Genomic DNA, 26,265 nt, shown 5'->3' with positions numbered 1-26,265 from the left:
CGGTACTATATCCTAGGCTGATCGGGATCCGAGCGCGACATGCAGGTCTTCGTCGTTGGCAGCGTCGTTGTCGCCTGTTCTGTCAAAGTAACACGGCTGCCGCTTGCGGGTGAGTCTCTGAGCGGATCGGCCTTCCTGGCGGAGCCTGGTGGGAAGGGCTTCAACCTTGCCCTCGCGCTGAGCCGCCTGGGCATCGGCGTGGACGGCATCTTCTCCGTCGGAGAGGACATGTTTTCCTCCCTCATCTCATCGACCTTCGCGCAGGTCGGCTATACGTCGGAGATGCTGGTGCATCGCGAGGGCTCGACAGGCGCAGGCGTCGCCTTCGTCGATCCCGCCGGGGAAAACTGTCTCGCCGTGTGCCTCGGCGCCAACAACGCGCTCACGGCCGCGGATGTCCGCGCCTTCGCTCCGCGCCTCCATCGTTCGGATCTCGTGGCTGCGACATTTGAGAGCCCGGACGCGCCCATCGAAGCAGCTTTTGCGCTAGCTCGGGCGCGAGAAATTAAGACCCTGCTCAATCCATCGCCCTATCGCCCGATCGCGCCATCCATTCTCGCCCAGACATCGATTCTCGTCGTCAACGCGGTGGAAGCCAACGCGCTCGGCCTCGGCGCAGCCAGCCAGAGCGACGGGGCGCTGCAGGCCACACCCGCGATCGAGAGGCTTCTCGGCGGCGGCTTGGAACTACTGATCGTCACGCTGGGATCGCGCGGTGCGGTCGCCTTCAGAAAGCAGGCTCGGCCATTTCATCAATCGGCTTTCGAGGTGGCTGCCGTCGACACGGTCGGCGCGGGCGACGCCTTCTCGGCCGGGCTCATTGCCGGCCTACTCGCTGACAAACCGCTGGAAGACGCCTTGCAGGGCGCTGCCGCGTGCGGCGCGCTTACCACGCTACACTTCGGCGCCTTCGGGAGCTTTCCGTCCGCGCGCACGCTCGCGGCCTTCGTGGAGCGGAACGCCCCGAAGACTTGACGCGGCGCGGCGCCAGCCCGCTGTCATAGGCTCGCCGAAGCGCCGCTGAATGTCGAGATCGACGCGACGATGCTGAGCAGTTCCGATTGGCGATTCGTTCCCGTCTTGATGAAAATCGATCTGAGTTGGCTTCGCACGGTACTGGCTTGGACACCTGTATTCTCAGCGTAAAGCTGTAAACGCAGTCCACCGGCGAGCGCTCGCAGAAGCCGGGCCTCCGCGGGAGTCAGGTCGAACAGGAGATGCAGCAGATCGTTGTCGGGCGCGGGCGGGACGCCGATCTTCCTCAGGATCAACTGCATCGCGGACGCATCGAAGATGTCGTTCTCCGGCCTGGCGATGCGATGGATGTGGGCGATGAAGGCACGATGATCGGAGACAGCGCGCACTGGTAGGGTCGACGAGACGCGGCGGCCGTCCGCGACCAAGCTGATCGCGTCGTGCAGTGACTTGCTGCTTGAGAAATGCCTGAATAGCACTTCGCTGTGCTGGCCTGACGCTATTCGTTCGTGGCTTCCCTGCAAGCATGTGTTGGTGGCCAGGATTCGGCCGGACGCGGTCAGGATGGCGGCCGGAAGTCCGATATGGTCCAGTGCCGCCGCGGTCACCCGCGCGCGCTCGTAGCCGAACTGCGCACTCAGGTGGCACGCGCGGACCAAGTGCGGCCTCAGGGCGTCGAGGCGGGACAGAGCGCCTGTCTCGAAGGGGCCGCTTTCGGCGCGCCGCTCAGCGGTGACGATCGCGAGATCGCCGGCGGGAAGTTGGATCGCCGTTCCGGCCCGCCACGCGAGTTCGTTGCTGCGGCACAGCTCGCAGTCGCAGCAGACGAATGCGCCCTCGACGTCCTGAACGAACCGGCTATGCGCGAGCGTCTGCCATTGCGTGTTGCGGCCCGTATTGCGAAGGGCGGGCGAGGCAACAACGGAGGTGGATCTGCATTCGGGGGAGGAGGAGACGATCCAGCGCGCGGACCCGGACTGTGGGACGACGATCAGCGAGCTTCGGTCCGCCTCGGCATAATTGTTGAACCACCGTATGGCTTCGGCCCAGAGCTTGGGTGAGCCCGCAGCCTCATAAATTCGATCGATGAGCGCTTCGAGCACAGTTCGGCCTCGTCACTGGAAGAGCGTCCTCTCACAGATAGGACCAATATCAGTCCAAAAGCGGCTCCGGCATCATCTATATGGAGGATGCAAAATTTGGACGGTCATCGATCAGGAGCGGTCTCAGCCGATCCCCGTTCCGGACGGGCCTATCCCAGCTGAGCTCTGCTGGATGGCCGACAATCACACCCATCCGCACCGCTGGATCGTTGGACTGCCGCGTCGCCATGGAAAGCCCGGCCCCGGTCCGGGACCGATGCTGTGCCCATCCGCGTGTGCGGTCAGCCTGCTAACGCGGCTACCCTCTTCGGACATGCTTGCCCGACCCGCGCAGAAAGCCGCCACGACGGACGTCGATCCCTGTGAACCGTGAGACGGCCGAACCGCTGCCTTCCGCAGCGCCGCTTGCCGCCAGACCCAATGCAAATGAAGACCGTCATGTCGCGACACCGTCCGCCAGAAGGCGGGCGTTCAGCTGCTGCCCTGAGCGGAGGGCGCGATCCGCGCCAGGAACGGCGCCGCCGCAAGCTCCGCCGCCCGCTCGATCGCGCGATAATGGGCGACCAGATCGGCTCCGAACGCCGACAGCCGCGCGCCGCCTCCTGCCTTGCCGCCGATCTGCGCCTCGACCACGAGTTGACCGAACCCCTTGTTGAGGTCTTCGATCAGCAGCCAAGCGCGGCGATACGACATGCCGAGTGCCCGCCCGGCAGCGCTGATCGAGCCGTGCTGCGCAATCATTTCCAGGAGCTGGACCTTGCCCGGACCGACGCGGTTGCCGGGTTCCAAGTCGATTCGAATACTGAGCCGGGCCATCACGTCCTTCCTCGATCCCACCACGTGTGTATCACTCCCGTTCGCCACACCCTTGCGCCAAGGCGGTTGCTCCCCCGCGGGACCGCCATATCCTTCTGCGTACATCGCGCGGATGCAGCTGACTGGCCCTCGCCGCCAGGACATTGCTCCGGTCGACGATGAAAACAGGGAGACAACGCGCCATGAACGTCCGTGCCGACATTCCGGCCCTCTCGCCGACCATCCCGCCCGCGATCCGCGACTGGCTGTCCAAGGACCGCACGCTCCTCATCGACGGAAAGTGGGTGCCCGCCCAATCCGGCAAGACCTTCGACGTCACCGATCCCGCCACCGGCGAGGTCATCGCCAAGGTCGCCGAGGGCGACAAGGCCGACGTCGACGCCGCCGTGAAGGCGGCCCGCCGGGCCTTCGAGAGCGGCCCCTGGCCCAGGATGACGCCCTCGGCCCGCGGCCGCCTGCTGCATCGGATCGGAGACTTGATCCTGGAGCATGCCGACGAACTGGCCGCCCTGGAGGCCATCGACAACGGCAAGCCCATGGCGGTCGCCAAGGCCGCCGACGTCACCCTCTCGGCCGACATGTTCCACTACATGTCCGGTTGGGCCACCAAGATCGAAGGCAAGTCGATCCCGATCTCGGCGCTCGCCGCCCCGGGCTCGGACTTCTTCTCGGTGACGCGGCCCGAGCCGATCGGCGTGGTCGGGCAGATCATCCCGTGGAACTTCCCCCTGCTGATGGCAGCCTGGAAGCTCGCTCCGGCGCTAACCACCGGATGCACCGTGGTGCTCAAGATCGCCGAGGAGACGCCACTGTCCGCGCTGCGCCTCGGCGAACTCCTGCTGGAGGCCGGCCTGCCCGGCGGCGTGGTCAATATCATCGCCGGCTTCGGCGAGACCGCGGGCGCGGCCCTCGCGGCGCATCCGGACGTGAACAAGGTCGCCTTCACCGGGTCCACAGAAGTCGGGAAGCTGATCGTCAAGGCCGCGGCCGGCGACCTGAAGCGCGTGTCGCTGGAACTCGGCGGCAAATCCCCCAACATCATCCTGCCCGACGCCGACCTGTCGCTGGCCATCCCGGGCGCCAACGCGGCAATCTTCTTCAACCATGGCCAGTGCTGCAACGCCGGATCGCGCCTGTTCGTACACCGCTCGATCTTCGACAAGGTGGTTGAGGGCATCGCGGCCGAGGCCGGCAAGATCAAGCTCGGCCACGGGCTCGACGCCGGCACCGAGATGGGGCCGCTCGTCTCCGCGGTCCAGTACGAGCGCGTGACCGGCTACTTGGAGGCCGGAAAGAGCGAGGGCGCCAGGGCGATCGGCTGCGGCAATGCCGTGCCCTCAGGGAAGGGCTACTTCGTGCCGCCGACGATCCTCACCGACACCAACCCCGGCATGAAGGTGGTGCGCGAGGAGATCTTTGGGCCCGTGCTGGTCGCCACGCCCTTCGACGAGGTGGACGACGCGCTGATCGCGGAGGCCAACAACACGGTCTACGGGCTCGCGGCCGGCGTCTGGGGTAAGGACACGGGCCGGGCCCAGCAGGTCGCGCACCGGCTCCGGGCCGGGACGGTGTGGATCAACTGCTACCACGTCTTCGACGCAGCGCTCCCGTTCGGCGGCTACAAGCAGTCCGGCTGGGGGCGCGAGATGGGGCAGGCCGTGCTGTCAAACTACCTTGAGACCAAGGCAATCACCACGCGCCTGGGATCGCTCTGACTTCCGCGCCGGCCCCACTGACCGTGGGGCCGGCTGTGGCGTGATAGGACAGCGGCGATGGCCGCCCGGAGGATCTGGAGGCTGTCGCCCGATTGAATCATGTCAAATATGCCTCGCGGTACTCTTCGACATCGGAGCCGCTCGTTCCGGCACGGTTCCGCTTCGGGTTACAGGTCAGTGCAGCCGCGCCGCTGCAACGCGCAAAGCCGAAGGCTTGGTTTCGAAAGCGACCGCAACATGCTGCGATGGCGTCTGGCCGGAAGCGGCCTGACCGCTCTGGCCGACGTTTTGGAGCGGACCTGCGGAATCCGGCGCGATCGGGCCACCCGTCCTTACATCGGACCGCCCCATCTCCGGTCGGGGACGAGACGATCGGACCTCACCTTCAGGACGGAGACATTCTCGGTCGCCCCGGAGATGCCCGGAGCGCCAATCGGTCACGGCGCGAGACAGGGCGACAGCGGTATCGGTCCGATACAACGCAGCAAGGCGGATTGTACGTGCAGGCGCGGCTCTTAATCCACGCGATCCCCGCGCCGCAGAAATTTCGGCCGCATGTTGCGGTCTCGAACGAAGACCTTGAACAATCCGTATTGATCATCTTGGGCTTGTTGGCTTTGCAGCTTGACGGCCCGTCCTGATTCGAAGAGATCCTGCGTCCAGAGTGCCACGACGAAGGGCACGCGACGCAAACGCTCGTCTGGAGAGGAAATGATGGTCTTCGCAGGTCGCACGGCTGCTGCCGTGCTCTTGTTCACGCTCGCAGCGGTGCCGGCGCACGCTGCAGACCCGATCAAGATCGGGCTGAGTGGCCCCTATACCGGCGGCTCGTCTTCGATGGGCGTCTCGATGCGCGACGGCGCCAAGCTCGCAGCCGCCGAGATCAACAAGGCCGGCGGCGTGCTCGGCCGCCCCATACAGCTCATCGAGCGCGACGACGAGGCCAAGAACGAGGTCGGCGCGCAGGTCGCACAGGAGCTGATCAACAAGGAGAAGGTGGTCGCCACCGTCGGGTTCATCAACACCGGTGTCGCGCTGGCCGCCCAGCGCTTCTACCAGGAGGCCGAGATTCCGGTCTTCAACAACGTCGCCACCGGGACGATCATCACGAACCAGTTCAAGGAGCCGGATTACGACTCCAACTACGTCTTCCGGAATTCCGCCTACGACGTGCTCCAGGCCGGCCTGATGGTCGACGAGGCCCTGGCGCAGAACCACAAGAAGATCGCGGTCCTCGCCGATTCCACCAATTACGGCCAGCTCGGGCGCGAGGACATCGAGAAGTACCTCGCCACCAAGAACGTGAAGCCCGTCGCCGTCGAGAAGTTCAACATCAAGGACGTCGACATGACGGCCCAACTGCTCAAGGCGCAGCAGGCCGGCGCCGACGTGATCCTCGCCTACGGGATCGGACCGGAGCTGGCCCAGATCGCCAACGGCATGGCCAAGCTCGGCTGGAAGGTCCCGATGATCACCAGCTGGCCGTCCTCGATGCAGAGCTTCATCGACATCGCCGGCGCGAACGGCAACGGCGTGATCATGCCGCAGACCTTTATCGAGGATCAGACACTGCCGAAGCGCAAGGCGTTCCTGGAGAATTATTACAAGACCTACGGCGTCACGAAGATCCCGACCCCCGTGGCGGGTGCGCAGGCGTACGACTCGATCTACCTGCTGGCCGCGGCGATCAAGCAGGCGGGCGGCACCGACGGCCCGAAGATCCGCGCCGCCCTCGAGAACTTGAACGAGAAGGTGGAGGGCGTGGTCACCACCTACGACAAGCCCTTCACCGCCAAGGACCACAACGCGATCTCGCGCAACATGGTCGTGTTCGGGAAGGTGCAGGACGGCAAGATCGTCTACGACAAGGCCGAAGACGCCAAGAACGCCGGCGTCGTTCGCCTGAAGGAGAAGTCCTCGAACTGAGGACCCGGACGCCGCGCCCGCGAGGGCGCGGCGTCTCCCCGGCATCCGGCGGCCCCTCGGCCGGCTGGCCCCGCGCGAAGCGGTCCCGCGGCGCCCGCCGCGCGAACGGACGTCCCTCCGGTGACAGCGGTCCCATGGAAATCCTGCTCCAGCTCATCGCGTCCGGCGTCGCGGTCGGCATGATCTACGCCGCCATCGCGTTCGGCTATCAGCTCACCTTCGCGACTTCGAAGACGCTCAACTTCGGACAGGGCGAGGCGCTGGCGCTCGGAGCCCTCTTCGGACTGACCTTGGTGCCGTTCGTCGGCTACTGGCTGATGATCCCGCTGGTCCTAGTCTTCGGCTTCGCCCTGGGGGCCGTGGTGGAGCGCCTCGGCGTGCGCCCTGCCGTGAAGATCAAGTCCGAGTACGGGTGGATCATGGCCACCATCGCGCTCGGCATCATCTTCAAGAACGTCGCCGAGAATATCTGGGGCCGCGACGACCTGAAATTCCCGTCCCCGCTCCCCGAGACCGCCCTGCAGGTCGGCGGCGTGCGCATCCTGCCGATGGAACTGCTGATCGTCGCGGGGGCACTGCTCATGATGCTGGCGGTGGAGATCTTCAATCGGAAGTCGATCTGGGGGAAGGCGGTCGTCGCCACCTCCAACGACATCGATGCCGCCGGGCTGATGGGCATCAACACTCAGAAGGTCATCACCCTGTCCTACTCGATCAGCGCCATGACGGCGGCCTTCGCGGGCGTGCTGGTGGCGCCCGTGACGCTGACCGGTGCCACCATGGGCTCCGTCCTGGCCCTCAAGGCCTTCGCGGTGGCGATCATCGGCGGCCTCGAATCTGGGCTCGGCGTCATCGTCGGCGGCCTGATCCTCGGTGTCGCGGAGACGCTGACGGGCTTCTACATCTCGACCGGCTACAAGGATGTGCCGGGTCTGATCCTGCTTCTCGTCGTCCTCTCCATCCGCCCGGTCGGCCTATTCGGCAAGGCCGTCATCAAGAAGGTCTGACCGTGACCGCCCGCGCAACCCTCACGGCAGTCTGAGCCATGGCGCAGACCCTCGCCCCCGCCGACGCGCCCGTCCCGGCCGCCGCCCCGAGCCTGTCACGCCACATCGGCATCCTCGGCGCCGTGCTGCTGGTCGTCGGCCTCGCCGTGTTCCCGCACGTGGTCACGAGCTCGTACTACATCCACCTGATGGTGGTGATCGCCATCTACGCGATCCTGATCCTCGGACTCGATATCGTGGTCGGCTATACCGGTCAGGTGAGCCTCGGCCATGCCGGCCTGTTCGGTGTCGGTGCCTACTCGGCGGCGGTGCTGTTCCTCCACTTCAAGCTCGGGATCTGGTGGGGAATCCTGGCCGGGATCGGCGTGACCTCAGCCTTCGGCGTGCTGCTGGCCGTGCCGGCGCTCCGGGTCACCGGCCCCTACCTCGCCATGGTGACGCTGGCCTTCGGCACCATCGTGCAGATCTTCATCAACGAGTTGACTCCGCTGACCAACGGCCCGCTGGGCATCACCCTGCCGCCGGCCCGCGTCCTCGACTTCTCGCTCCTCGGCATCCAGGCCCCCTGGGGCGCCGCCGGGCGCAAGCTCGAATTCTACTATCTCGTCTGTCTCGCGCTGCTGGCCACGATCCTGGTGGTCAACCGGGTGGTGCGCTCGCCCTACGGCCGCGCCTTCGAGGCGCTGCGCGATTCGCCGATCGCCTGCGATTGCATGGGCGTCAGCGTCTACCGCTACAAGGTCTACGCCTTCGTGATCTCGGCGGCGCTGGCGGGCCTCGCGGGCGCGCTGTTCGCGTGGTCGGAGCGCTACGTGGCGCCGAACTCCTACGGGTTCGAACTCACGGTGCTGTTCCTCCTCGCCGTCACGATGGGCGGTCGCAAGTCGCGCGCGGGGCCGATCATCGGCTCGGCGATCATCGTGATGATGCCGAACGTGCTCGCCGATATCGGGCTGGTGCGGATCATGGCGGGTGTCATCGCCCTCGCTGCCCTGGTGGCGGGCGCCCTGGCCTTCCTGCGCCGCCGGGACGACCGGTTCGCCCTGCTGGTCCCGGTCGGGCTCTGCCTCGCCTTCTTCCCGGCGACGCTCGCGCTCGAATCCGTCACCGACTACCGCCTGACGGTGTTCGGCCTGATGATCCTGTTCGTGGTGTACTACCTGCCGGACGGGATCGTCGGCTTCCTCCGCGAGAAGATCCCGGCGCTGCGCCCGGCCCACACGGCCGAGGGCAAGAGCCTCCACGCCGAGGGGGCGGCGCTGAGCGCCCAGAGCGGCGGCGCGGGCGCGGACCCTTTGCTCACCGTCGAGCAGGCCCTGATGCAGTTCGGCGGCCTCAAGGCGCTGGCCGGAGTCGACCTGACGGTGCGGCCGGGCACGATCCACGGGCTGATTGGCCCCAACGGGTCCGGCAAGAGCACGATGATGAACGTGCTCACCGGCATCTATCGGCCGACCGGCGGCAACGTGACCCTGGCCCGCGGCCAGGGGACGAAGCGCCTCGATGGGCGCACGCCCTCCGAGATCGCCGACGCGGGCGTCGCCCGTACCTTCCAGAACGTGCAGCTCTTCCGGGAGATGACCGCGCTGGAGAACGTGCTGGTCGGGCTGCATCACAGCTTCCGCGGCAACCTGTTCGACGCGATTCTCGGCACGCCGCGGCGCCGCCGGGAGGAGCGCGAGCAGCGTGCCCGAGCCATGGCAATCCTCGACTTCGTGGGCCTCGGCGCCCTGGCGCAGGTGGAGGCTCGCAACCTGCCCTACGGCAAGCAGCGGCTCTTGGAGATCGGCCGCGCGCTCGCCCTCGACCCGGTCCTGCTCCTCCTGGACGAGCCCGCGGCGGGGCTGACCGCCCCCGACATCACCGAATTGACCACGATCATCCGCAAAATCCGCGACGCCGGCATCACGGTGATCCTGATCGAGCACCACATGGACGTGGTCATGGGCCTGTGCGACCGCGTCAGCGTCCTCGATTTCGGCCACAAGATCGCCGAGGGCAGCGCCCGCGAGGTGCAGGCCGATCCGAAGGTGGTGGAGGCCTACCTCGGCAGCCCGGTCGCCGACGAGGAGACGGCTCATGCTTGAGGTCACCGGTCTGTCGGCCGGCTACGGCCAGGTCGAGGTGCTGCACGGCCTCGACTTCCAAGTGCCGAAGGGTCAGGTCGTGGCGCTGATCGGCTCGAACGGGGCCGGCAAGACCACCACGATGCGCGCCCTGTCGGGCATGATCCGGCCGCGGGCGGGTTCGATCCGCCTGAACGGGCAGGAGATCGGCGGCCTCGACAGCCACGACGTCGCCCGGTTCGGCCTCGCGCACTCGCCGGAGGGACGGCGCGTCTTCCCGACGCTCTCCGTGGAAGACAACTTGACGCTCGGCGCCTTCCCGCGGCTGACCGGATCACGGCCGAAGGGCGACGTCGCGGCCGACCGCGAGCGGGCCTTCGAGATGTTCCCGCGTCTCAAGGAGCGGCGCGCGCAGCTCGCCGGAACGCTCTCGGGCGGCGAGCAGCAGATGCTCGCCATGGGCCGAGCCCTGATGCTGCGGCCGGAGATCCTCCTGCTCGACGAGCCCTCGATGGGGCTCGCGCCGAAGCTCGTGGAGGAGGTCTTCCGGATCATCCGGCTGCTCAAGGCCGAGCAGGTGACGATGCTGCTCGTCGAGCAGTTCGCCATGGCGGCCCTCGGCGTCGCCGACCACGCCTACGTGCTGGAGAACGGCCGGATCCGCTTCCAGGGCCCGGCCCAGCAGATGCGCAACGATCCGGCCGTGCGGGCGGCCTATCTCGGCGGCAGTCATTAGCGGTCCGCTTCCGGCTTCGCTTGAAGCCGGCCTGCGCTACGACCACCGCGCTCGCGCAGCCCGGAGATGCTTCGTTGCTGCGCATTCGGCGCCACCGCTTCCGGTTAGGAAGCTCCGGAACCGAACGCGCGACCCGGGAATCCAAGACTTTCGAGGATTTTCTGGATGCCCTGTCGTTTCCGCGGCAGAGAAGCCTCGACAAAGCGGGCGAAGTCATCGGGATCGAGATCGAAGTCCTCGCGCTCTCTGCTTCCGGGCACCGGGATTGCGTTGCTGGAGGCATCCAGATCGAACACGCGCTCGGCCGGATAATAGGCGCAGGCAATCGCATTCTCGCGGAACAACGCCGTGTCGTAGATCCGCAGATCGTCCTTGCCAGCCAGGACGGAGCGGCTTGAGATCACGCAGCCCGGCGCATTCGCGACCCATTTGTACTTCGCCAAGCCAGCACCGAAATGGGTCACGAACAGATCGGCTCGGAGAGAGGCGACGAGGCTCGCCCCCATGGAGCAGGGGACGAGGCTCAGGAGCTCGACGTTGGCGACCGCCGCGATGCCGCGCCGAAGCGTCTCCACGAGGTCGATCTCCATTTGAACGACGGTCGGCAAGGCGCCGTCGCGGGGGATGAGGCTCTCGCAGTAGCTCTCCACGAAGGCACCGGAGGTGCCCGGAAGCGTGTTGTGCCCGTCGATGATGACGAGGAACCGCTCCCCGCGCCGCCGACCCAGGCGGCGGATCAGGGCGATGTAGCCCTCCGTCTGCCGGATCCAGCGGCGGTTCTCGAGACGCAGGCCGATGAGCACGATGGTGGCTTGGCGCGCCGCAGCGGCAAGCCGGGAATCGAGCGCGGGCTCGGCGGCCCGCGCCAAGCCGGTTAAGCGATCGGCCAACCGCTGGCTCACCCGATAGGACCGGAAGGGCAGGAACATCGCCGCTCCGGTGGCGGCGGCCTGGAGGAAAGGCAGCGGTCCGTCGAGTGCGCGGTGCACATGCCCGGCGACTTCCGGAAAGACCGCATCGACGGCAAACACCGGCTCGTTACAGCTTGCGAACAGGAACACCGAAGGCGCCCGGCCCAGGGCGAGGACTTCATCGACGGCGGCAAGTTCGTTCCAGATGTAGTGGCTGATATGGGCGTGCTCGAAGACAACGCCCACGCGCTCTGCGCGCGAGACCCCGGCGATCAGCACCGGGTACAGATACTGCCGCCACAATCGGACCTGGACCAGGGTGGCCGGGTCAAACCCCGTGCTTCCCAGGCTGGGTCGCGCGTAGGCGACGTTCGTTCTGGCATCGAGGAGTGCGGCGGCAGTGCGGGAATTCTTGCCCAGCAGCGTGCAGAGCGTCTCGTTTTGGTCCGGCGAGAAACCGGCAAAGCGGAAGCCGGGCATTGGCAGGTAAAGCGAGAAGTGCAGGGCTCCGCCTGTGGGATGGTCCGTCTCCTGCCCGCGCCGGGTGACGATCTCCCTCGTGACCAATTCGGGCAGATGCGGCGGAGCGCCCACTGGGGCTCGGTTGAGCCGGTCCAGGACGGCCTGCATGGTGCCGGCGCGGGGATCGGCTTCGGTGCCGACGACGACCCGGACGGCGAGATGGGGCCGCGCGGCGGCAGCGGCGGCGAGGGCCTCGATCAGGATGTGCACGTCCTCGACGAGGGCATGCGTGGCCGCCCCGCTCTCCGCATCGGTGACCAGCGCCACAGCCTGCCAATCGAGGGGGCCTGGGCCGTGCCAAGTCGCGTCGAGGAACGCGCCGGCCTCGGCCCCGAGCGGCGCCCCGTCCGCATCGAAGTAGCGATGAGCCCGCGCGCCGTCCCGGCTGACCAGCGCCAGCACATGCGCCCGGCCGCCGAGATCGATTAGCGCATGCGCCGCCCAGCCCGCGGCGACCGATCCGCGAAGAACCGGCCACCCGTTCGGTGCAGTAATCCCGCCGTCGCACGTCTCCAGGCGGCGCGTATGGCGGATGATCATATGCAGACCCTATCGGTGTCGCCCGTCTGGTTAGGCCGGGATCCCGGGAACCTCCGGTGGAGCCCCCGCGTCGGGCCGGGGCGTCGAGGTCCGGGCCTGCCGGGATCGGCCGCCGACGGGCTCAGGATTCTGGCGGGTCGCGTCATGACGCGGCGATGACCTGGGTCTGGAACAGGGTCGCGAGCGTTCGCAGGTTTCGGCTGTGCGGCTCGGCTAGGGAAACCGTGCAGGTGCTCGGATCGATGTCTGGAACCGACGCGGTGATCCGTACGGTCCGCTCATCGATCCGAAGGACCGGGGCGCGCCACGCCCGGCCGGCCGAAGTCTGAATGACGGCGAGCGTCTCCTTCGGAAGCCGGGGCGACACGCCTGAAAATGTCACTTCCGCGGCCCAGAGCTGACCCGGCGAGACCGTGATCGCATCCGCGCCGTCCGGCAGACTGTGGCGCAGGGTAAAGCTCTGCGGTGGACCATCGATGCACACGCGGGGCTCGGGAATAAAGCGCGCGGGATCCCCCGTGTCTGGCGCGATGAAGACCGAGGCGATGTCGTCCAGGATCCGCAACTGTCCGCCGGTAACCTGTGCGATGGCGAGAGCGTAGCGTCCGAACGCCATCCCGGACACATCAATCTGCCCGTGAAAGCCGGACGTCGCGGCGGCGGACTCTCCGTGCCACTTCGCCACGTCCGGGCGCAGGTCGCTCTGCAGGAGCGCCCACGATGTTCCGGCGCTGCCGGTCAGGCGGAGGTAGGTCGCACGCGGTGCCGGTCCGGAGACGTGGAGCCATCCGCGCAGGAAGATCGAGGCCCGCGCGACTGACGCGAGATCCATGTTCCTGTTCAGCCGATCGTCGGTGCGCATGACGTCCAGGTTCCAGCCGCACGCGCTGCGCGCGACCGGCCTGAGGCTCAGACGCCGATGTTCGTCAGGGAGGTCGCCGGTCGGCGCGACGAGGGCGCCTCCAGGCGCCGGAGCCGCCGCCTTCTCCGTGCTCGCGGCTTCGTCCCACTGGATCGCCGCACTCGTCCAAGACGGCGCGTTGGTCCGGAAGCCCAGATCCTCAAGACGCAGGTCGAAGCCCGCACGGGGGCGGTTGCGATGCCGTCCCGCTTCCGGGAATTTTGCCGCGATCAGGCGGGCATAGAGGGCGCGGATCGCAGCACGGTGATCCTCGACCGAGGGAAAGATCTTGCGGCCGACGGCCGCCCGCATCCGCGCGAGACGCGACCGGTCGTAGTGCAGTTCGATCAGGCGCGCCCGGACGGCGCCGGGGTCGTTCGGGGGGACCTTGAACCCGTCGACCCCGTCCTCGACGCGCTCGGCCAGGGCGCCGAGATCGGCGACGATCGGGATCAGACCCGCCTGCCACGCCTCCGTCAACGCGATCACGAACGTCTCCGGCCATGTCGACAGGTGAAGCGAGACATCGCATCCGGCCAGCAGCGTGCCGATTGCGTGCTGCTCGTAAGCGCCGGTGACGCTGACCTGATCCGGTTGGAAAGTCTCCATCAGGTCGCGATAGGGATGGTCGACGCGGCCGATGACCTTGAAGTGGATCGGGTAGGCTTCGCAGCTCCGGATCAGGTTGATGGCCTGCCAGCCGCCCTTGTGCGCAGCGAAATTGCCCAGGACCGCCACCGTCAGCCTGTCCGCAAGCCGTTTGGGCTGCGGAGCCGGCGCGAATTTCGCGATCGCGGGACAGGGCGCCACCATCTCGATCTCGGTCACGCGATCGGCCGGGATCTCGGGGAAGAAGCGGCGCAGGGCCTGCGCCGTCCCGGGTGTGCTCGTCACGAAGGCGTCGATCGCCTCCGTCACCAGCGCCACGAAGCCGTCCCGACGCGCCTTCGCGCCCGGCGGGTAACTGTTGCCCGCTACCAAGCAGGCGTCGCACTGATGCGAGCCCCGATTGACCACGTCGCAGAACTGGCCGGCATGATCGAGCAGAAGCCAGCGCTCGCAGATCAGGTAGTGGTCGTGCAGATGGTAGACGACGGGAACGCCGCAGGCCCGCGCGATCAGCGGCAGCGACAGGGGGACATGCATCAGGTGGTGGATGTGGACGAGGTCGACCTGATGCTCGAACAGGATCCGCTGGAACAGGCCCTCGACATACGGATCCGTTGAGAGCGGCGGCCCGACCGCGCCGCACGGGTAGGTCTCGGCAGTGCCCGGTCCCTCCAGCCGCAAGGACCACCGGCCCTCGCTGAACACCGGGAAGAGGAACAGCACCTGGTACGCGTCACCGAGATCGGTCAGTGCTTCCTGATAGATCTCGATACCGCCGCCGGGGCGATGTCCCATCCGGTTGTGCGTCAGCATCAGGATGGTGGACGACATGACCGTGGGCGCCGGTCCGCGTGTCGCCGATTCCCGGTGAGCGCGCACGGCATCGACGATGATGGCGACCCGGTTATCGTAGAGATGCTCGGCGCGCGTGCGGTCCTGCGCGGCGCGCGCGCGCTCGATCCGGTCCTCCGGTGCCGTCAGGGCGGTCATGATCGCGTCGATCGCCGCCGCCTCATCGGTACAGAGCGCAATCTCCCGGTCCGGGGCGTAGTAATCCGCCGTCTCCGGTTCGGGCGAGACGACGACCTGGAAGCCGCCGGCGAGCGCCGTCTCGAACAAGCGCGGCGGCGGTGTCGAGCCGGTCGCCTGATCGGCGCGCGCCGACGAGAAGGACCGCGGCAGGGTCAGCACGACGCGGCTTCGGTTCGCCAGCAGGGCGAAATCGCGGTTGCCGCAGCGCCAGTCCGTGACGAGGGCGACGTCGTCCAGATCGGGTGGGCCGATATGTGCGTTCCACGGCAGCGCCAGCTTGAACTTCAGGTCGCGCGGCAGCCTCGCCGCGAGGTCGTTCAGCGTCGCGACACGGTTCGGCCAAGCCGTGCCGATGAAGAGCAGGTCGTAGCGATAGCGCGCGTCCTCATCGATCACCGCCAGATCATGGAACAGGAGCGACGCGGCCAGCGGGAGGTGACGCGCCCGGCCGCCATAGGCGGGGACGGAGGCCTGATCGTTGGTGAAGACCAGATCGAACCCGGCCGCGCCTCGCACGTTCGCCGCGCGCTCGTAGGGATCCTCGGTGGTCCAAAGCACGCTGGTCCGGGCGAGGCCCGCGAGGCGGCCAACCAGGGGGGCGTGCAGCCGGGCGCCGCCGAAGGCGATCAGCGTGTCGAGTCCGCGCTCGGTGAAGGCCGTGAGGGCATCGGCGTGCCCCGCGACATGCACATGGCGCACGGACGGATGACGGCGCAGCGCATCGGCGATGGCCAGCACGAGGTAGCGGTTGTGCGTCTGCGGCTCGGTGTCGAGCAGCAGGATCGAGAGATCGGACATGCCGTGGTTCGTCCGTGTGCGCCGCGCCGGATTCAGGCCATGACCGTCATGCGGGTCAGGTCGAGCAGACGCGCCGCGCGATGCCGGTACGTGTGCTCGCGCAGCGCCCGCGCCTGCGCCCGGCGCGCCACCAGCTCGATCGACGCCGGGTCGTCGAGCGACTGCTCGATGACGCGCGCGATGTCGGCCGCGCCGTCCACGAGGAGGATCTCGGAGTCCGGCTCGAAGTGGTCGCAGATCTCGAGGCCTGTGACGAAGTAGGCCTGCGCCGAGCCCGACAGGGCGACCTCGAAGGTGCGCGGACCGGGCGTCGCCTGCGGGAGCGACAGCCGTCGATTGGCCACATCCAGGTCTCGGCCGATGTTGAGGGTGATCCGCGACGCGGCGGCGTAGTCGGCCATCTGCGCCGGCGTCAGACGGCGGTTCACGGCGCAGCTGATCGTGTCGGGCCATCCGGCGCCCAGGATCTCCACGACTTGATGCGCCAGGAGATCGTCGATCCGACGGAGCAGCGCGATCCGGTTCGGATAGGCGACACCGCAGAAGAACACCGTCGTCTCCCGCTCCGCCACCGGACGGATCGGCCTGAAGTGCCGGTTCGGCGCCGCGGCCAGTGGCAGGTGGTGGACATCCGGGTGCCGGTAGTGCTGCGCCGCCCAGGAATCGTTGCTCACGACGATGTCGGCGTAAAGTTCGGCCTTGAAGGCGTAGTCGAACTCGTAAGGGTCGTCCGTCAGCCAGAAAATCAGGACGGCGCCGACGGCATCCGCGGCGCGGCGAAGCCCGCGCAGGTCTGAGAGGTCCGGGACGAGGCTTCCGACGGCCACGACGACGTCCGGCCGGGTGGCCCTGATCACCGAAACGGCGAGCTCCAGGGGCGCAAGGGAGACGCGTTCCGTGCCGAGAAGCTCGGCGAAGCCGTCCGCCAGGTCGCTGCGGACCGTCGGATTTCGATTGAGTGCATCCGGGAAGGTGCTCGTCACCACCACGCGCGGGCCGGCCAACGAGATGGCGCTGACGAAATTCATCCCTCGTGACCCCGGGCGGCTTTCTGTTTGATATTTAACCGCGAATGTAAGTAGACACACAACCGTGATGTGTCCAATTTTCCCGTTTCTTTCCCCAGACTGGATCTACCCGGGATGTTTTAGGGCGTCAGCTCTTGGAAATTAGGAATTATGGACCGGGAGGATTCGGCAAACCGTGGGCTCATTGGGCGGCGCGACCGGCGAGCGGACGTGCTGCGCCCGTTCGGGGCGTATCTCACCGGCGCCGTGCTGGTCCTGCGTGCCCATTCCGACGGACATGCGGCCACACTCTGTCCCGCCGCTGCTTCCGTCGTCATCACGGCGGACGGAGCGGACATCCCGGCCACCGCCGGCTTCGATGCTGTCGTCCTGACGGAGCTGCTGCCCAAGCCTGTGGCGGCGCTCGGTGGGGATAGGCTTCAGGCGACGATCGCCTGGGGACGCGCGCGGCTGCGGCCGGGCGGGTGGTTGATCCTGAGCGTGGACAACGCCCTGTCGCTGAACAGGCTGGCGGCGGGCTCCGAGACGCCCGGACGCGAGGGCTTCCCGAGCCTTGAAGGGCGCCCCAGGCCGGATGGATACCAACTCCCCACGCGGAGCGGTCTTGAGCGGTCACTGCGTGCCTTCGGCCTCGTCCATCAGGCGTGGTGGTTCCCGTTTCCGGACCGCCATGCACCCTTGAGCCTCCTCTCCGAACGCGGCCTCGCGCGGCCCTGCGGCTTCGATCCGGGGGCGCTGGCCCTCGCGGCCGCGCCGGACCCGACGGGTGCCGGCGCGATGCTGTTCTCGCCGCAGCGCGCTTGGACACCCGTGGCGGATCAGGGCCTGATCGGTGACTTGGCGCCGGCCTTCGTCGTCGCCGCCTCGGAGACGCCGCTGCCACCGGACGGGACCCTGGCGATCCATGTCGGACTGCGCCGCCGTCCGGAGTTCGAGCGCCTCGTCACCTTCGCGATGACCGCATCGGGAATCGACGTCTGTCGCACGCCTCTCAACCCCGGACTTGTCGGGCGGGTCGAGGAGGTCAGGAACCTGTTTCCCGCGGAGACCTACGTGCCGGGCCCGCTCTGGTCCACTTTGCTCGACCGGCGCTGCGCGCAAGACGGGTGGTGTCCGGACGGGGTGACCTCCTGGGCGGTAGAATGGCGCGATACTGTATCGCGCCACTTCGCTGCGGGAGCCGAGATGGTGGTCGACACGATCCTACCTTCCTCCGCCCTCGACGCTATCCCGAAGAACCTCGTGTCGGGCGACGACCGTGCCTTCATCGACTTGGAGTGGGACCTCGGCGTGCCGCTGGACGCCGGTCACCTCGCCCTGCGCGGCCTCGTCAATGCCCTCACCGATGTCCGAACCTGGGGACGGTTCGCATTGCCTCCCCCCAATCTTCTGGAGGTCCTCCGCGCGGTGCTTCCGCGGCTCGGGCTGGCCATGGACGATGCGCAGCTTGCCGCGCGGTTCGCCCGGGAAAGCCGCTTCCAGTCGCTCGTGAGCGGCCATGCGACCCATCGCGACCTCGGCTGGGCCGCCGCGACATTCCTGTCGGCCGCCGACGAATTGCAGGCAGATCCGGTGCAGCCGAGTCAACTCGCCCTGCTCGACGACCCGGCCGCCGAGATCGCGCGCTTGCGCGAAGAGAACGAGGCGCTGCGTGCGGCGCGCGCCGCCGACGCGGCGGCTCACGAAGCCGCCGAATTGGAGAGCGACCGGCGCACCGACCGGGTGATCGCCCATGCGGCGGAGCTTCACCGCGCGCACGACCACCTTCAGGACAGGCTCCTCACCCGGAAAGCTGCGTCGTGGCGCAACATCCGGCTTCCCATGCGACTGCGACGCCTGCTCAAGGGAACGACGTGATGCGGCTGCTCGTGGCCTGTGACCACCTCGCGCTGACTGGCGGCCTTCTGCGCTTCGAGCGGGTCGGGCGCGTCCTCGCGCGACGCCGACACGACCTCGCCTTCCTGACTCTTGGCCCGGGCGAGGATGCCTTCGAGACCCGGCTCCGTGTCCTAAGCCGCGCGGAAGCCGGCCGGGAAACCTGGGACGCCGTCATGGTGCCGGGCGGTGGCTTTCCGGATGCGGCGATCGACGGCTTCGCGGATCTGCGGGCGCCCGGCTTCGGCGCGCGCATTCAGCACTTCCTCAATGCGCCCGCACGGCGCGGCGCCTATGCGCGCGTCACGCAGGCCTTCGACCCGGATCTCGTTGTGGTGAACAACGCCCACTGGCGCGACGCGGACCTCGACGCCTTCGGAAAACCGTGGCGGCGTCTGATCGGTGCGGTCGATGCGGGCCTCTTCGCGCCGCCGATCCGCAGGCCAGAACGCGATGAGCGGCGCCGGCTCGGAGGGATCGCCAACAAGCGCCCCGCAGCGCAGCTCGAAGCCCTCGACCGGCTCGGGGAGGGCTGGGCCCTGCACTGGTTCGGACGGCCTGACTGGGGGCTGGTCGGCGCCCGCGCCGACCTCGTCGCCTCGGGCCGCCTCGTGGTGCACGGCCCCCTGGCAGAGGACGATCTGCCCGGCTGGTACCACGCGCTAGACGCCTTCTGCAGCGCCGAGGCGCATGCCGGCTGGTGCAACCCCGCCGCGGAGGCGCTGGCCTGCGGCACACCGCTCATCACGACCGTGCACGGGACGCTGGCCTTCGCCGCGCACGACCTCACCGCGTACGTGGTGCCGGACGGGCCCGACGCGACGCTCGGGGCGGCCATCGCGGCCGGTGCGGAACGGATCGCCGCGGATCCGTCCGGAGCCGCCGCGCGTGCCGAGGCCGGCCGCGCGCGGATCCGGACACTCGATTGGGACTCCTACGCTGACGGGCTGCTGAGCGCAGTCGCCGAAGCGGTATCCGTTCGCGCGTCCCGGGCCGCAGCGGCGCTGCCGCCCCGGACGCCGACGCGCGAGACTGCGATGCGTCTCACGGAACTCGCGACGCAGCACGGGCCGTTGCCAGTTGACTTCGACGCGATGGGCTACATCCGCCTGCATCCGGACCTCACGGCCCTGTTCGATCACGCGTGGCAGGGCGAACTTCACTACCTCGAGCACGGCCGGCGGGAGGGGCGGATCTACCCCTCGAACCTGACCCGGGCGCAGCAGATGGCGGCTCAGGCGTCCCGGATCGCGCTCGCGATCGATGGCCTCGACGGATCAGGCAAGTCCAGCATCGCCCGCCACGTCGCCCGGGCGCTCGGCGCGACCGTGTTGAACCCCTTCAGCGGTGAGGTCGGCGCGATCATGGTACATCTGGCCCGGACCGGACAGCACGCCCTCGCCGACGACGTGGCGCACGCCGCCGTAGCCGCCGCGATCGCCAACGCGCCGTCGGGTCCTGTCGTCTTCGACCGGCACTGGTTCACGGCCTCGCAACTCCTGTCGCCCACTTTTCGCTCGGGTTGGGAGCCGCGTCCGCCGACGGTGATGTGCTGGGCCGATCGCCCGACCACGATCGCCCGCATGGTTGCCCGCGGCATACCCAACCCGTCCCAGCACATGACCGAAGCCCGTATCGCCAGCTACCTGACGCTCGCGGCCGAGCTGAACGTGCCGGTACTCGACACCTCACGCATCACGCCCGAGGAGGGAGCGGCGCAGGTGCTGGCATTGCTGGACCTCGTGAACACGAGCGGCCCTTCCGCCTGACGCGGGGAGCGGTCTATCTACGTCCATAGGTCGGCTGACCGAGCGTCCGGGAGCCGGCCTGCATCTCTCTCGCCATGGGCCGGTCAGGCCGCCCGCCAACAATGCTGGATGCCTTGGTCGGCAAATCCAAGCGGCTCCCGTCGCGCGTCCGGTGAACCGGTGCGTCCGTGTTGCCATCAGGACTCGTCGTCTTGTCGGCCCATCGGATCCACCGGGTTCAGGGTCGGTCCTGGCACCCTGATCACACCCGGAAGCCGCCGATGACCGCGTTGCGAGACACTTTGGCTTCTGAGGACCTGCGAAGGGTGCAGCGTCTGATTTCATGAGATTGGGTGAGATGTACTGCCTGAACAGAGGCAGCGAACAATCTGATGCTACATACAGTATTATGTTGCCAATACAGTTATATTCAAGCCATTAATTGAGGATTATCCATAAATATATTGAAGTTGTCTTTTTATGCAGCGCGCCGTGCCGAAAGACCAAGGTCAATTGTTTCCGGTCTGATTGCGCGCCTCTGCAAGATTTAGGTGCGCATCAATTTGCATTAACCTGGCGTTTACTACGGAACCGCGCCGCGGCAACCCATAATTGTATTGTCAGTTACAGCTTTAAACCGGAGGCTCACATGTCTTTGTCACCCCTCGCTCTGCTCAGCCCGTCGTCTCGATCGCTCGAATGGATTGTCGGTCCCGACGCCTTGCTATCCTCCACGGCACTCTCGACCGGTCAGCTCGCAAGCCTTGGCCCGATCGCGTCTCTCGTCGAGGGTGCCGTCGATCCGGGCGCCGGTGACAGCGGTGGATCGCTGCTGCCCGATGCGCTGGCCGGTGCGGCCAATCAGATCATCCTCACGACCCACGCGCAGTTGGAAGAGACGGGTCATCAGGTCGCGCCGCTCAATGGACCGCTGCACGGCGTGACAAATCTCGGCGAGACGGTTGGCCTCGGGCACATCGGTGAAGCCGGAAACCTGATCACGGATCTCTCCGGCGCCGTTGCCAACCCGACCGGTTCCGGCGCCGTCGCTCCGGTCCTGAGCGACATCGGTCACGTCGCCGAGGCCGCCGGCGCGCTTCTGGATACCGTCACCGCAGCGCCGGCCGCCGGCAACGGACTCGTCGGACCCGGCAGCATCCTCACGCCGGCGACCGACGTTCTGAACCAGACCGTCCTCGGTGCGCATGCGACGCTTGAGGATGTCGGCCATCAGGTGCCGGCGCTCAACACGCCGATCCACGCCCTGACTGGGTTCGGCGAGACGGTCGGCCTCGGTCATATCGGCGAGGCGGGCAACCTTTTGACGGACACGCTCGCGCTGCCGGGTTCGATCCTGAATGGTGGCGGTCTCGCGTCGACGGGGTCGGTCCTCGCGGATCTCAGCCACGTTTTCGGCTCCGCCGACACGCTGATCGGCTCCGTGACGGGACTCGCGAATGCGGGCGGACTGCTCGCGCCGGACGGCCTTCTCGCCCCGGTCACGAACCTGGCGAACACGGCCGTCCTCGACATCCACGCGACGCTCGAGAACCTGGGACACGACGCCCCGCTGCTGAACGATACGCTTCACGGCCTCACCAACCTCGGCGAGACCCTCGGGCTCGGCCATCTGGGCGAGAGCGGAACGTTCCTGACCGACACAGCCGGCCTGCCCGGCGCTCTCCTCGGCGGCCAGGGCCTCGGGGCCGTGTCCTCTATCCTCGGGGATCTCGGCGCCGTGACCACCGCGACCGGCGGTCTCCTCGGCGGCGTCACCGGCCTCGTCGGCGACGTTGGCGGCTCGGGAACGCCGGGTGTCGGCGGTCTCCTCGCCCCGGTCACCGCCGTGGTGGGAGGCGTCCTCGGCGGCGGCGAAGGCGGCGGTCTGGACGGGACCGGCGCTCTGCTCGGGACGAACGCGCCGTTGCAGCCGGTGGGGAACGTCGCCAACACGGTGATCGACGGCCTTCATGCGGGCCTTGAGCAGGTTGGTCACAGCGTCCCGGTCTTGAACGACCCGCTCCACGCCGTGATCGACCTCGGCAACACCGCCGGCCTGGGCCAACTCGGAGAGGCGAGCAATCTCCTGACCGATGTGGCCAACCTGCCGGGAGCCGCGCTGACCGGCAACGGGGTGCCGGCCGTGGGACACCTCGTCGACGATGTCGGCCATGTCGCGGATGCGGCGGGCGGTGTTCTGGGCTCGGTGTCGGGGATCCTGCCGTCCGGAGCCGGTTCTCCGGGAGCGGGCTTGCCGCTCGACGGCACGCTCACCGCCGTGACGTCTGTGTTGGGCGCGACCGACGCCGGCGGCGCGGGTGGCAACCTGCTCGGCGGGCTCCTCGGCGGCCTGTCGGGCGAAGGCGGTGCCGGCACCCACCCGCTGATCGATGTGGCCGCGGGCCCGGCGACCGCGACGCCGGCGGCCAACCTCGCCGTGCTGACGCCCGCGGCCGATCCGGCCCACACCGTTCAGGTGAGCGCAATCGGCGTGAGCGGCGATCAGCCGAGCGTCGTCACCGCGAACCTGCTCAGCAGCGACGGCATCGTCCTGCCGCAGTCGAGCGGCGGCGCCGATCAGCTCGTGGGCCAGGTCCTGAACGCGGTGTCGTCCGCGGCCCCGACGGCCGCGGCGGGCTCATCGCACGACGCGCATCTCGATCTCGGGATCGTCTCGATCGATCTCGGCGGCCACACCGAGACCCTCCACGTCGATCCAACGCCGCACACGGCCACGAGCGGCCTGCATCTGCTCGGCCTCTGAGGCTTGCCCCCCGCCGCGCGCGGCGGGGGGTCCCATCGCCGTCGCAGGACGGCGCTTCGCCGAACCGGGCAGCCAGAGGATCACCCCGTGACCGACGAACGCGTGTTGCGTCTTGCGAAGCGCCGGGAATTCTGGGCCGCCGTCAACGCCGGGCGCGCCTGCTTGATCACCGTGATGATCGTCAGCGGACTCATCAACCTGCTGATGCTGACGGCGCCGATCTTCATGCTGCAGGTCTACGACCGGGTGCTGCCGAGCCGAAGCATCGCCACCCTGGTCGGGCTCGCCGGCATCACGCTGATGCTGCTCGTGATCCAGGGCGTCTTCGAGATCTTCCGCGCCCGCATCCTGTCCCGCTTCGGCCGTCTCGTCGACGAGCGCCTGGGGCCGCGGATCTTCCGGACCCTCTTGGTTCGCGGGGCCGAGATGCCGCGCAGCGACGACGGACCCCAGGCGCTGCGCGATCTCGATACCGTCCGCGGCTTCGTCTCGAGCATGGCCGTCAGCGCCTTCTTCGACCTGCCTTGGGTGCCGCTCTACATCGCGGTCTGCTTCCTGTTCCATCCCTGGCTGGGCACGGCGGTGGCCGGGGGCGCGCTGTTCCTGTGCGTGTTGACGATCCTGACGGATTGGGCGTCCTCCGCGTCCACCCAGGAGGCCGTCCGTGCGGCCGGCGAGCGTCGGTCCTTCACCGACATGGCACACCGGGCGGCCCCGCTGCTCTCCGCCCTCGGGATGCGCTCCCGGATCGCGGATCTCTGGCAGGTCCGAGCCCAGCGGAACCTCGACGTCGCGGGCCACGGGAACGACCTCGCGATCGGCTTCGGCACGACGGCCCGCCTGTTGCGGACCGTGCTGCAATCCACCATCCTGGGCCTCGGCGCGTTCCTCGTCGTGCGCGAGGAGGCGACGGCCGGCGTCATGCTGGCCGCCACGATCCTGTCCGCCCGCGCCCTCGCGCCGGTCGACCTCGCCATCGCCAACTGGAAATCCTTCTCGGGCGCCCGGCAGGCCTGGAGCCGCCTCGTCGCGTTCCTGCCCCGGCGGGAGCCCGCCGCGCTCACGCCTCTGCCGGCGCCCCGGGAAAGCGTCCGGGTGACGGCCCTGTCGGTCGCCGCCCCGGGAACCGACAGCCTCGTGCTGCACGACGTCAACATCGCGCTCGCGCCGGGGAGCGCGCTGGGCGTGATCGGCGCCAGCGGCTCCGGCAAGTCCACCTTCGCCCGTGCCCTGGTCGGGCTGGCACGCCCGAGCCGCGGCGTGATCCGCATCGACGGCGCGGCGATCGATCAGTGGGACCCCGACGCCCTCGGACGCGCCGTCGGCTATCTGCCGCAGGACATCGAGATGTTCGACGGCACGATCGCGGAGAACATCACCCGCTTCGATCCGGAGCCGGATCCCGAGGCGTTGCTGGCGGCCGCGAAGGCGGCCGGCGTGCACGAGGTCGTGCTCCGTCTCCCGGGCGGATACGATGCCCGGGTCGGCGCCGGTGGCCTCGGACTCTCCGGCGGTCAGCGCCAGCGGATCGCCCTCGCGCGGGCGCTCTACGGCGATCCCTTCCTCGTGGTCCTGGACGAGCCGAACTCCAATCTCGACGTCGATGGCGATCGCGCCCTGTCCACCGCCGTCCAGGGCGTGCGGGCCCGGGGCGGCATCGTGGTGGTGGTCGCGCACCGGCCCAGCGCCCTGGCGGCGGTCGACCGCATCCTCGTTCTCGGCGACGGACGCGTCCAGCTGCACGGGCCGCGCGACGAGGTCCTGTCGAAGCTGAACGCGCTGACCCGGCAGACGCCCACGAGGGTCGCATGACGAACGCGAGCACGCCCAGCCGGCCCGGTGCCGATCCGACCGACGCGACGCGACGCTCCTTGCGGCGGCACGTCGCCGGTGTCGCCGCCGTGATCGTGGTGGCCATCGGAGCGGGGGCCTGGACCGGGGCGACCGAACTGTCGGGCGCCATCATCGCGACAGGCTCGCTCGTGGTCGAGAGCAACATCAAGAAGGTGCAGCACCCGACCGGCGGTGTGGTCGCCGAACTGCCGATCCAGGAGGGCGCGCGGGTCCATGCGGGCGACCTCTTGGTGCGCCTGGATGCCACGACGGCCAGGGCCACCTATGACAGCGTCACCAAGAGCCTGTGGGAGATCGCTGCCCGCAACGCCCGGCTGGAAGCCGAGCGCGACGGGCGCGACGACCTGTCGATCCCCGCCGAACTCAGCGCAGCCGGGCCCGAAGTGGGCCGGATCGTCGACGGCGAGCGCAAGCTGTTCCGCTTCCGGCGCGACGCCCTTCAGGGTCAGAAGGCGCAGCTCCGCGAGCGGATCGGGCAGCTGACCGAGGAGATCAAGGGCTTGGTCGAGCAGGCCGCCGCGAAGGAACAGGAGACCGCGATCATCGAGCGGGAGTACCAGGGCGTCGAGGATCTCTGGAAGAAGAACCTGATCCAGCTGACGCGGCTCACGAGTCTCCAGCGCGACATGTCGCGCCTGAAGGGCGAGCGCGGTGTCCTCACGGCGAGCATCGCACAGACCAAGGGCAAGGTCTCGGAGACCGAGCTGCAGATCATCCAGCTGGAGCAGAACCTGCGCAGCGACGTCGCCAAGGAGCTGGCCGAGAACCGCGCGAAGGCGGCAACCCTGACGGAGCAGAAGATCACGGCCTTCGACCAGCTCCAACGGATCGAGATCCGCGCGCCGCAGACCGGCTACGTGCACGAGCTCGCGGTCCACACCCGCGGCGGCGTCATCACACCGGGCGAGCCGATCATGCTGATCGTGCCGACGGCGGACTCGCTGGTGGCCGAGGTGCGGGTCGCGCCGCAGGACATCGATCGCCTTCAGACAGGTCAGGCGGCGGGCCTGCGCTTCCCGAGCTTCGACCAGCGCACCACGCCGGAGTTGAACGGTCGGGTCACCCGCATCGCCGCCGACGTGAGCGAGGACAAGCGTACGGGGAGCTTCTACTATCTCGTCCGCCTGGGCGTGACGAAAGCGGAGTTGGATCGCCTGGACGGGGCCAAGCTGATGCCCGGCATGCCGGTGGAGGCGTTCATCCGGACCGCCGACCGGACTGTCCTGTCATACCTCACGAAGCCCCTCGTCGATCAGGCCCGGCGCGCCTTCCGGGAAAAGTAGGACTGCCCGGGCAACCGGCCTGACCTGTTGGCCGAGGCCGGGACCGCAGGACAGGG

General features: G+C 68.2%; 17 protein-coding genes. 11 read left to right on the top strand and 6 right to left on the bottom strand.

The window, feature by feature from the left end; all coding sequences use genetic code 11:
- Positions 1 to 39: 39 nt before the first annotated feature.
- Positions 40 to 975 carry a PfkB family carbohydrate kinase gene (locus MMSR116_RS11610; RefSeq protein WP_010682991.1) on the top strand — a complete coding sequence of 312 codons (936 nt, stop codon included), beginning with the start codon at positions 40 to 42 and terminating at the stop codon, positions 973 to 975.
- Between the two features lie 23 nt (positions 976 to 998).
- Here MMSR116_RS11610 and MMSR116_RS11605 read toward each other — a convergent pair whose 3' ends face one another.
- Both MMSR116_RS11605 and MMSR116_RS11600 read right to left on the bottom strand, forming a co-directional pair.
- Positions 999 to 2,078: a helix-turn-helix transcriptional regulator gene (locus MMSR116_RS11605; protein WP_010682992.1), complete on the bottom strand. Its 1,080-nt coding sequence runs from the start codon at positions 2,076 to 2,078 to the stop codon at positions 999 to 1,001.
- 471 nt (positions 2,079 to 2,549) lie between these two features.
- Positions 2,550 to 2,894 carry a winged helix-turn-helix domain-containing protein gene (locus MMSR116_RS11600; RefSeq protein WP_010682993.1) on the bottom strand — a complete coding sequence of 115 codons (345 nt, stop codon included), beginning with the start codon at positions 2,892 to 2,894 and terminating at the stop codon, positions 2,550 to 2,552.
- A 182-nt stretch (positions 2,895 to 3,076) separates the two neighbouring features.
- Here MMSR116_RS11600 and MMSR116_RS11595 point away from each other — a divergent pair, with 182 nt between their 5' ends.
- Positions 3,077 to 4,609: an aldehyde dehydrogenase family protein gene (locus MMSR116_RS11595; protein ID WP_010682994.1), complete on the top strand. Its 1,533-nt coding sequence runs from the start codon at positions 3,077 to 3,079 to the stop codon at positions 4,607 to 4,609.
- A 515-nt stretch (positions 4,610 to 5,124) separates the two neighbouring features.
- Here the strand turns inward: MMSR116_RS11595 and MMSR116_RS31355 are convergent.
- Positions 5,125 to 5,367 carry a hypothetical protein gene (locus MMSR116_RS31355; protein ID WP_191991989.1) on the bottom strand — a complete coding sequence of 81 codons (243 nt, stop codon included), beginning with the start codon at positions 5,365 to 5,367 and terminating at the stop codon, positions 5,125 to 5,127.
- On the opposite strand from MMSR116_RS31355, the gene MMSR116_RS11590 reads away from it, so the two are divergent.
- The 4 genes from MMSR116_RS11590 (at position 5,324) to MMSR116_RS11575 (ending at position 10,344) form a co-directional block, all read left to right on the top strand.
- Positions 5,324 to 6,535, top strand: coding sequence for an ABC transporter substrate-binding protein (locus MMSR116_RS11590; protein WP_010682996.1), 1,212 nt, complete (start codon positions 5,324 to 5,326; stop codon positions 6,533 to 6,535). The genes MMSR116_RS31355 and MMSR116_RS11590 overlap by 44 nt on opposite strands.
- Before the next feature lie 134 nt (positions 6,536 to 6,669).
- Positions 6,670 to 7,542: a branched-chain amino acid ABC transporter permease gene (locus MMSR116_RS11585; protein ID WP_010682997.1), complete on the top strand. Its 873-nt coding sequence runs from the start codon at positions 6,670 to 6,672 to the stop codon at positions 7,540 to 7,542.
- A 38-nt stretch (positions 7,543 to 7,580) separates the two neighbouring features.
- Complete coding sequence (locus MMSR116_RS11580) at positions 7,581 to 9,629, top strand: branched-chain amino acid ABC transporter ATP-binding protein/permease (RefSeq protein WP_010682998.1); 2,049 nt, start codon at positions 7,581 to 7,583, stop codon at positions 9,627 to 9,629.
- Positions 9,622 to 10,344, top strand: a complete 723-nt coding sequence (locus MMSR116_RS11575) for an ABC transporter ATP-binding protein (RefSeq protein WP_010682999.1) — start codon at positions 9,622 to 9,624, stop codon at positions 10,342 to 10,344. Before MMSR116_RS11580 ends, MMSR116_RS11575 begins: the two co-directional genes overlap by 8 nt.
- Before the next feature lie 104 nt (positions 10,345 to 10,448).
- Here MMSR116_RS11575 and MMSR116_RS11570 read toward each other — a convergent pair whose 3' ends face one another.
- The 3 genes from MMSR116_RS11570 to MMSR116_RS11560 form a co-directional block, all read right to left on the bottom strand.
- Positions 10,449 to 12,044, bottom strand: coding sequence for a hypothetical protein (locus MMSR116_RS11570; protein WP_191991893.1), 1,596 nt, complete (start codon positions 12,042 to 12,044; stop codon positions 10,449 to 10,451).
- A 415-nt stretch (positions 12,045 to 12,459) separates the two neighbouring features.
- Positions 12,460 to 15,657, bottom strand: coding sequence for a glycosyltransferase family protein (locus tag MMSR116_RS11565; protein ID WP_158168859.1), 3,198 nt, complete (start codon positions 15,655 to 15,657; stop codon positions 12,460 to 12,462).
- Between the two features lie 32 nt (positions 15,658 to 15,689).
- Positions 15,690 to 16,685, bottom strand: coding sequence for a CgeB family protein (locus MMSR116_RS11560; RefSeq protein ID WP_010683002.1), 996 nt, complete (start codon positions 16,683 to 16,685; stop codon positions 15,690 to 15,692).
- A 210-nt stretch (positions 16,686 to 16,895) separates the two neighbouring features.
- Here MMSR116_RS11560 and MMSR116_RS11555 point away from each other — a divergent pair, with 210 nt between their 5' ends.
- The 5 genes from MMSR116_RS11555 (at position 16,896) to MMSR116_RS11535 (ending at position 26,209) form a co-directional block, all read left to right on the top strand.
- The gene (locus tag MMSR116_RS11555; RefSeq protein ID WP_244625643.1) at positions 16,896 to 18,542 is read left to right on the top strand and encodes a hypothetical protein; all 1,647 of its coding nucleotides are present in this window, start codon (positions 16,896 to 16,898) and stop codon (positions 18,540 to 18,542) included.
- Positions 18,542 to 20,329 carry a glycosyltransferase gene (locus MMSR116_RS11550; protein ID WP_010683004.1) on the top strand — a complete coding sequence of 596 codons (1,788 nt, stop codon included), beginning with the start codon at positions 18,542 to 18,544 and terminating at the stop codon, positions 20,327 to 20,329. The genes MMSR116_RS11555 and MMSR116_RS11550 overlap by 1 nt, the downstream gene beginning before the upstream one ends.
- A 421-nt stretch (positions 20,330 to 20,750) precedes the next feature.
- Positions 20,751 to 23,072 carry a hypothetical protein gene (locus tag MMSR116_RS11545; protein ID WP_244625642.1) on the top strand — a complete coding sequence of 774 codons (2,322 nt, stop codon included), beginning with the start codon at positions 20,751 to 20,753 and terminating at the stop codon, positions 23,070 to 23,072.
- Positions 23,073 to 23,159: 87 nt separating this feature from the next.
- Entirely contained in the window at positions 23,160 to 24,884 is a 1,725-nt protein-coding gene (locus tag MMSR116_RS11540) for a type I secretion system permease/ATPase (protein ID WP_010683006.1), read from the top strand.
- Positions 24,881 to 26,209, top strand: coding sequence for an HlyD family type I secretion periplasmic adaptor subunit (locus MMSR116_RS11535; protein WP_010683007.1), 1,329 nt, complete (start codon positions 24,881 to 24,883; stop codon positions 26,207 to 26,209). The genes MMSR116_RS11540 and MMSR116_RS11535 overlap by 4 nt, the downstream gene beginning before the upstream one ends.
- Positions 26,210 to 26,265: the final 56 nt, after the last annotated feature.

The sequence above is a fragment of the Methylobacterium mesophilicum SR1.6/6 genome (genome assembly GCF_000364445.2).
Lineage (GTDB): Bacteria > Pseudomonadota > Alphaproteobacteria > Rhizobiales > Beijerinckiaceae > Methylobacterium > Methylobacterium mesophilicum_A.
The sequence above is the reverse complement of the archived record's forward strand: the minus strand, read 5'-3'. Positions and strand labels throughout refer to the sequence as shown.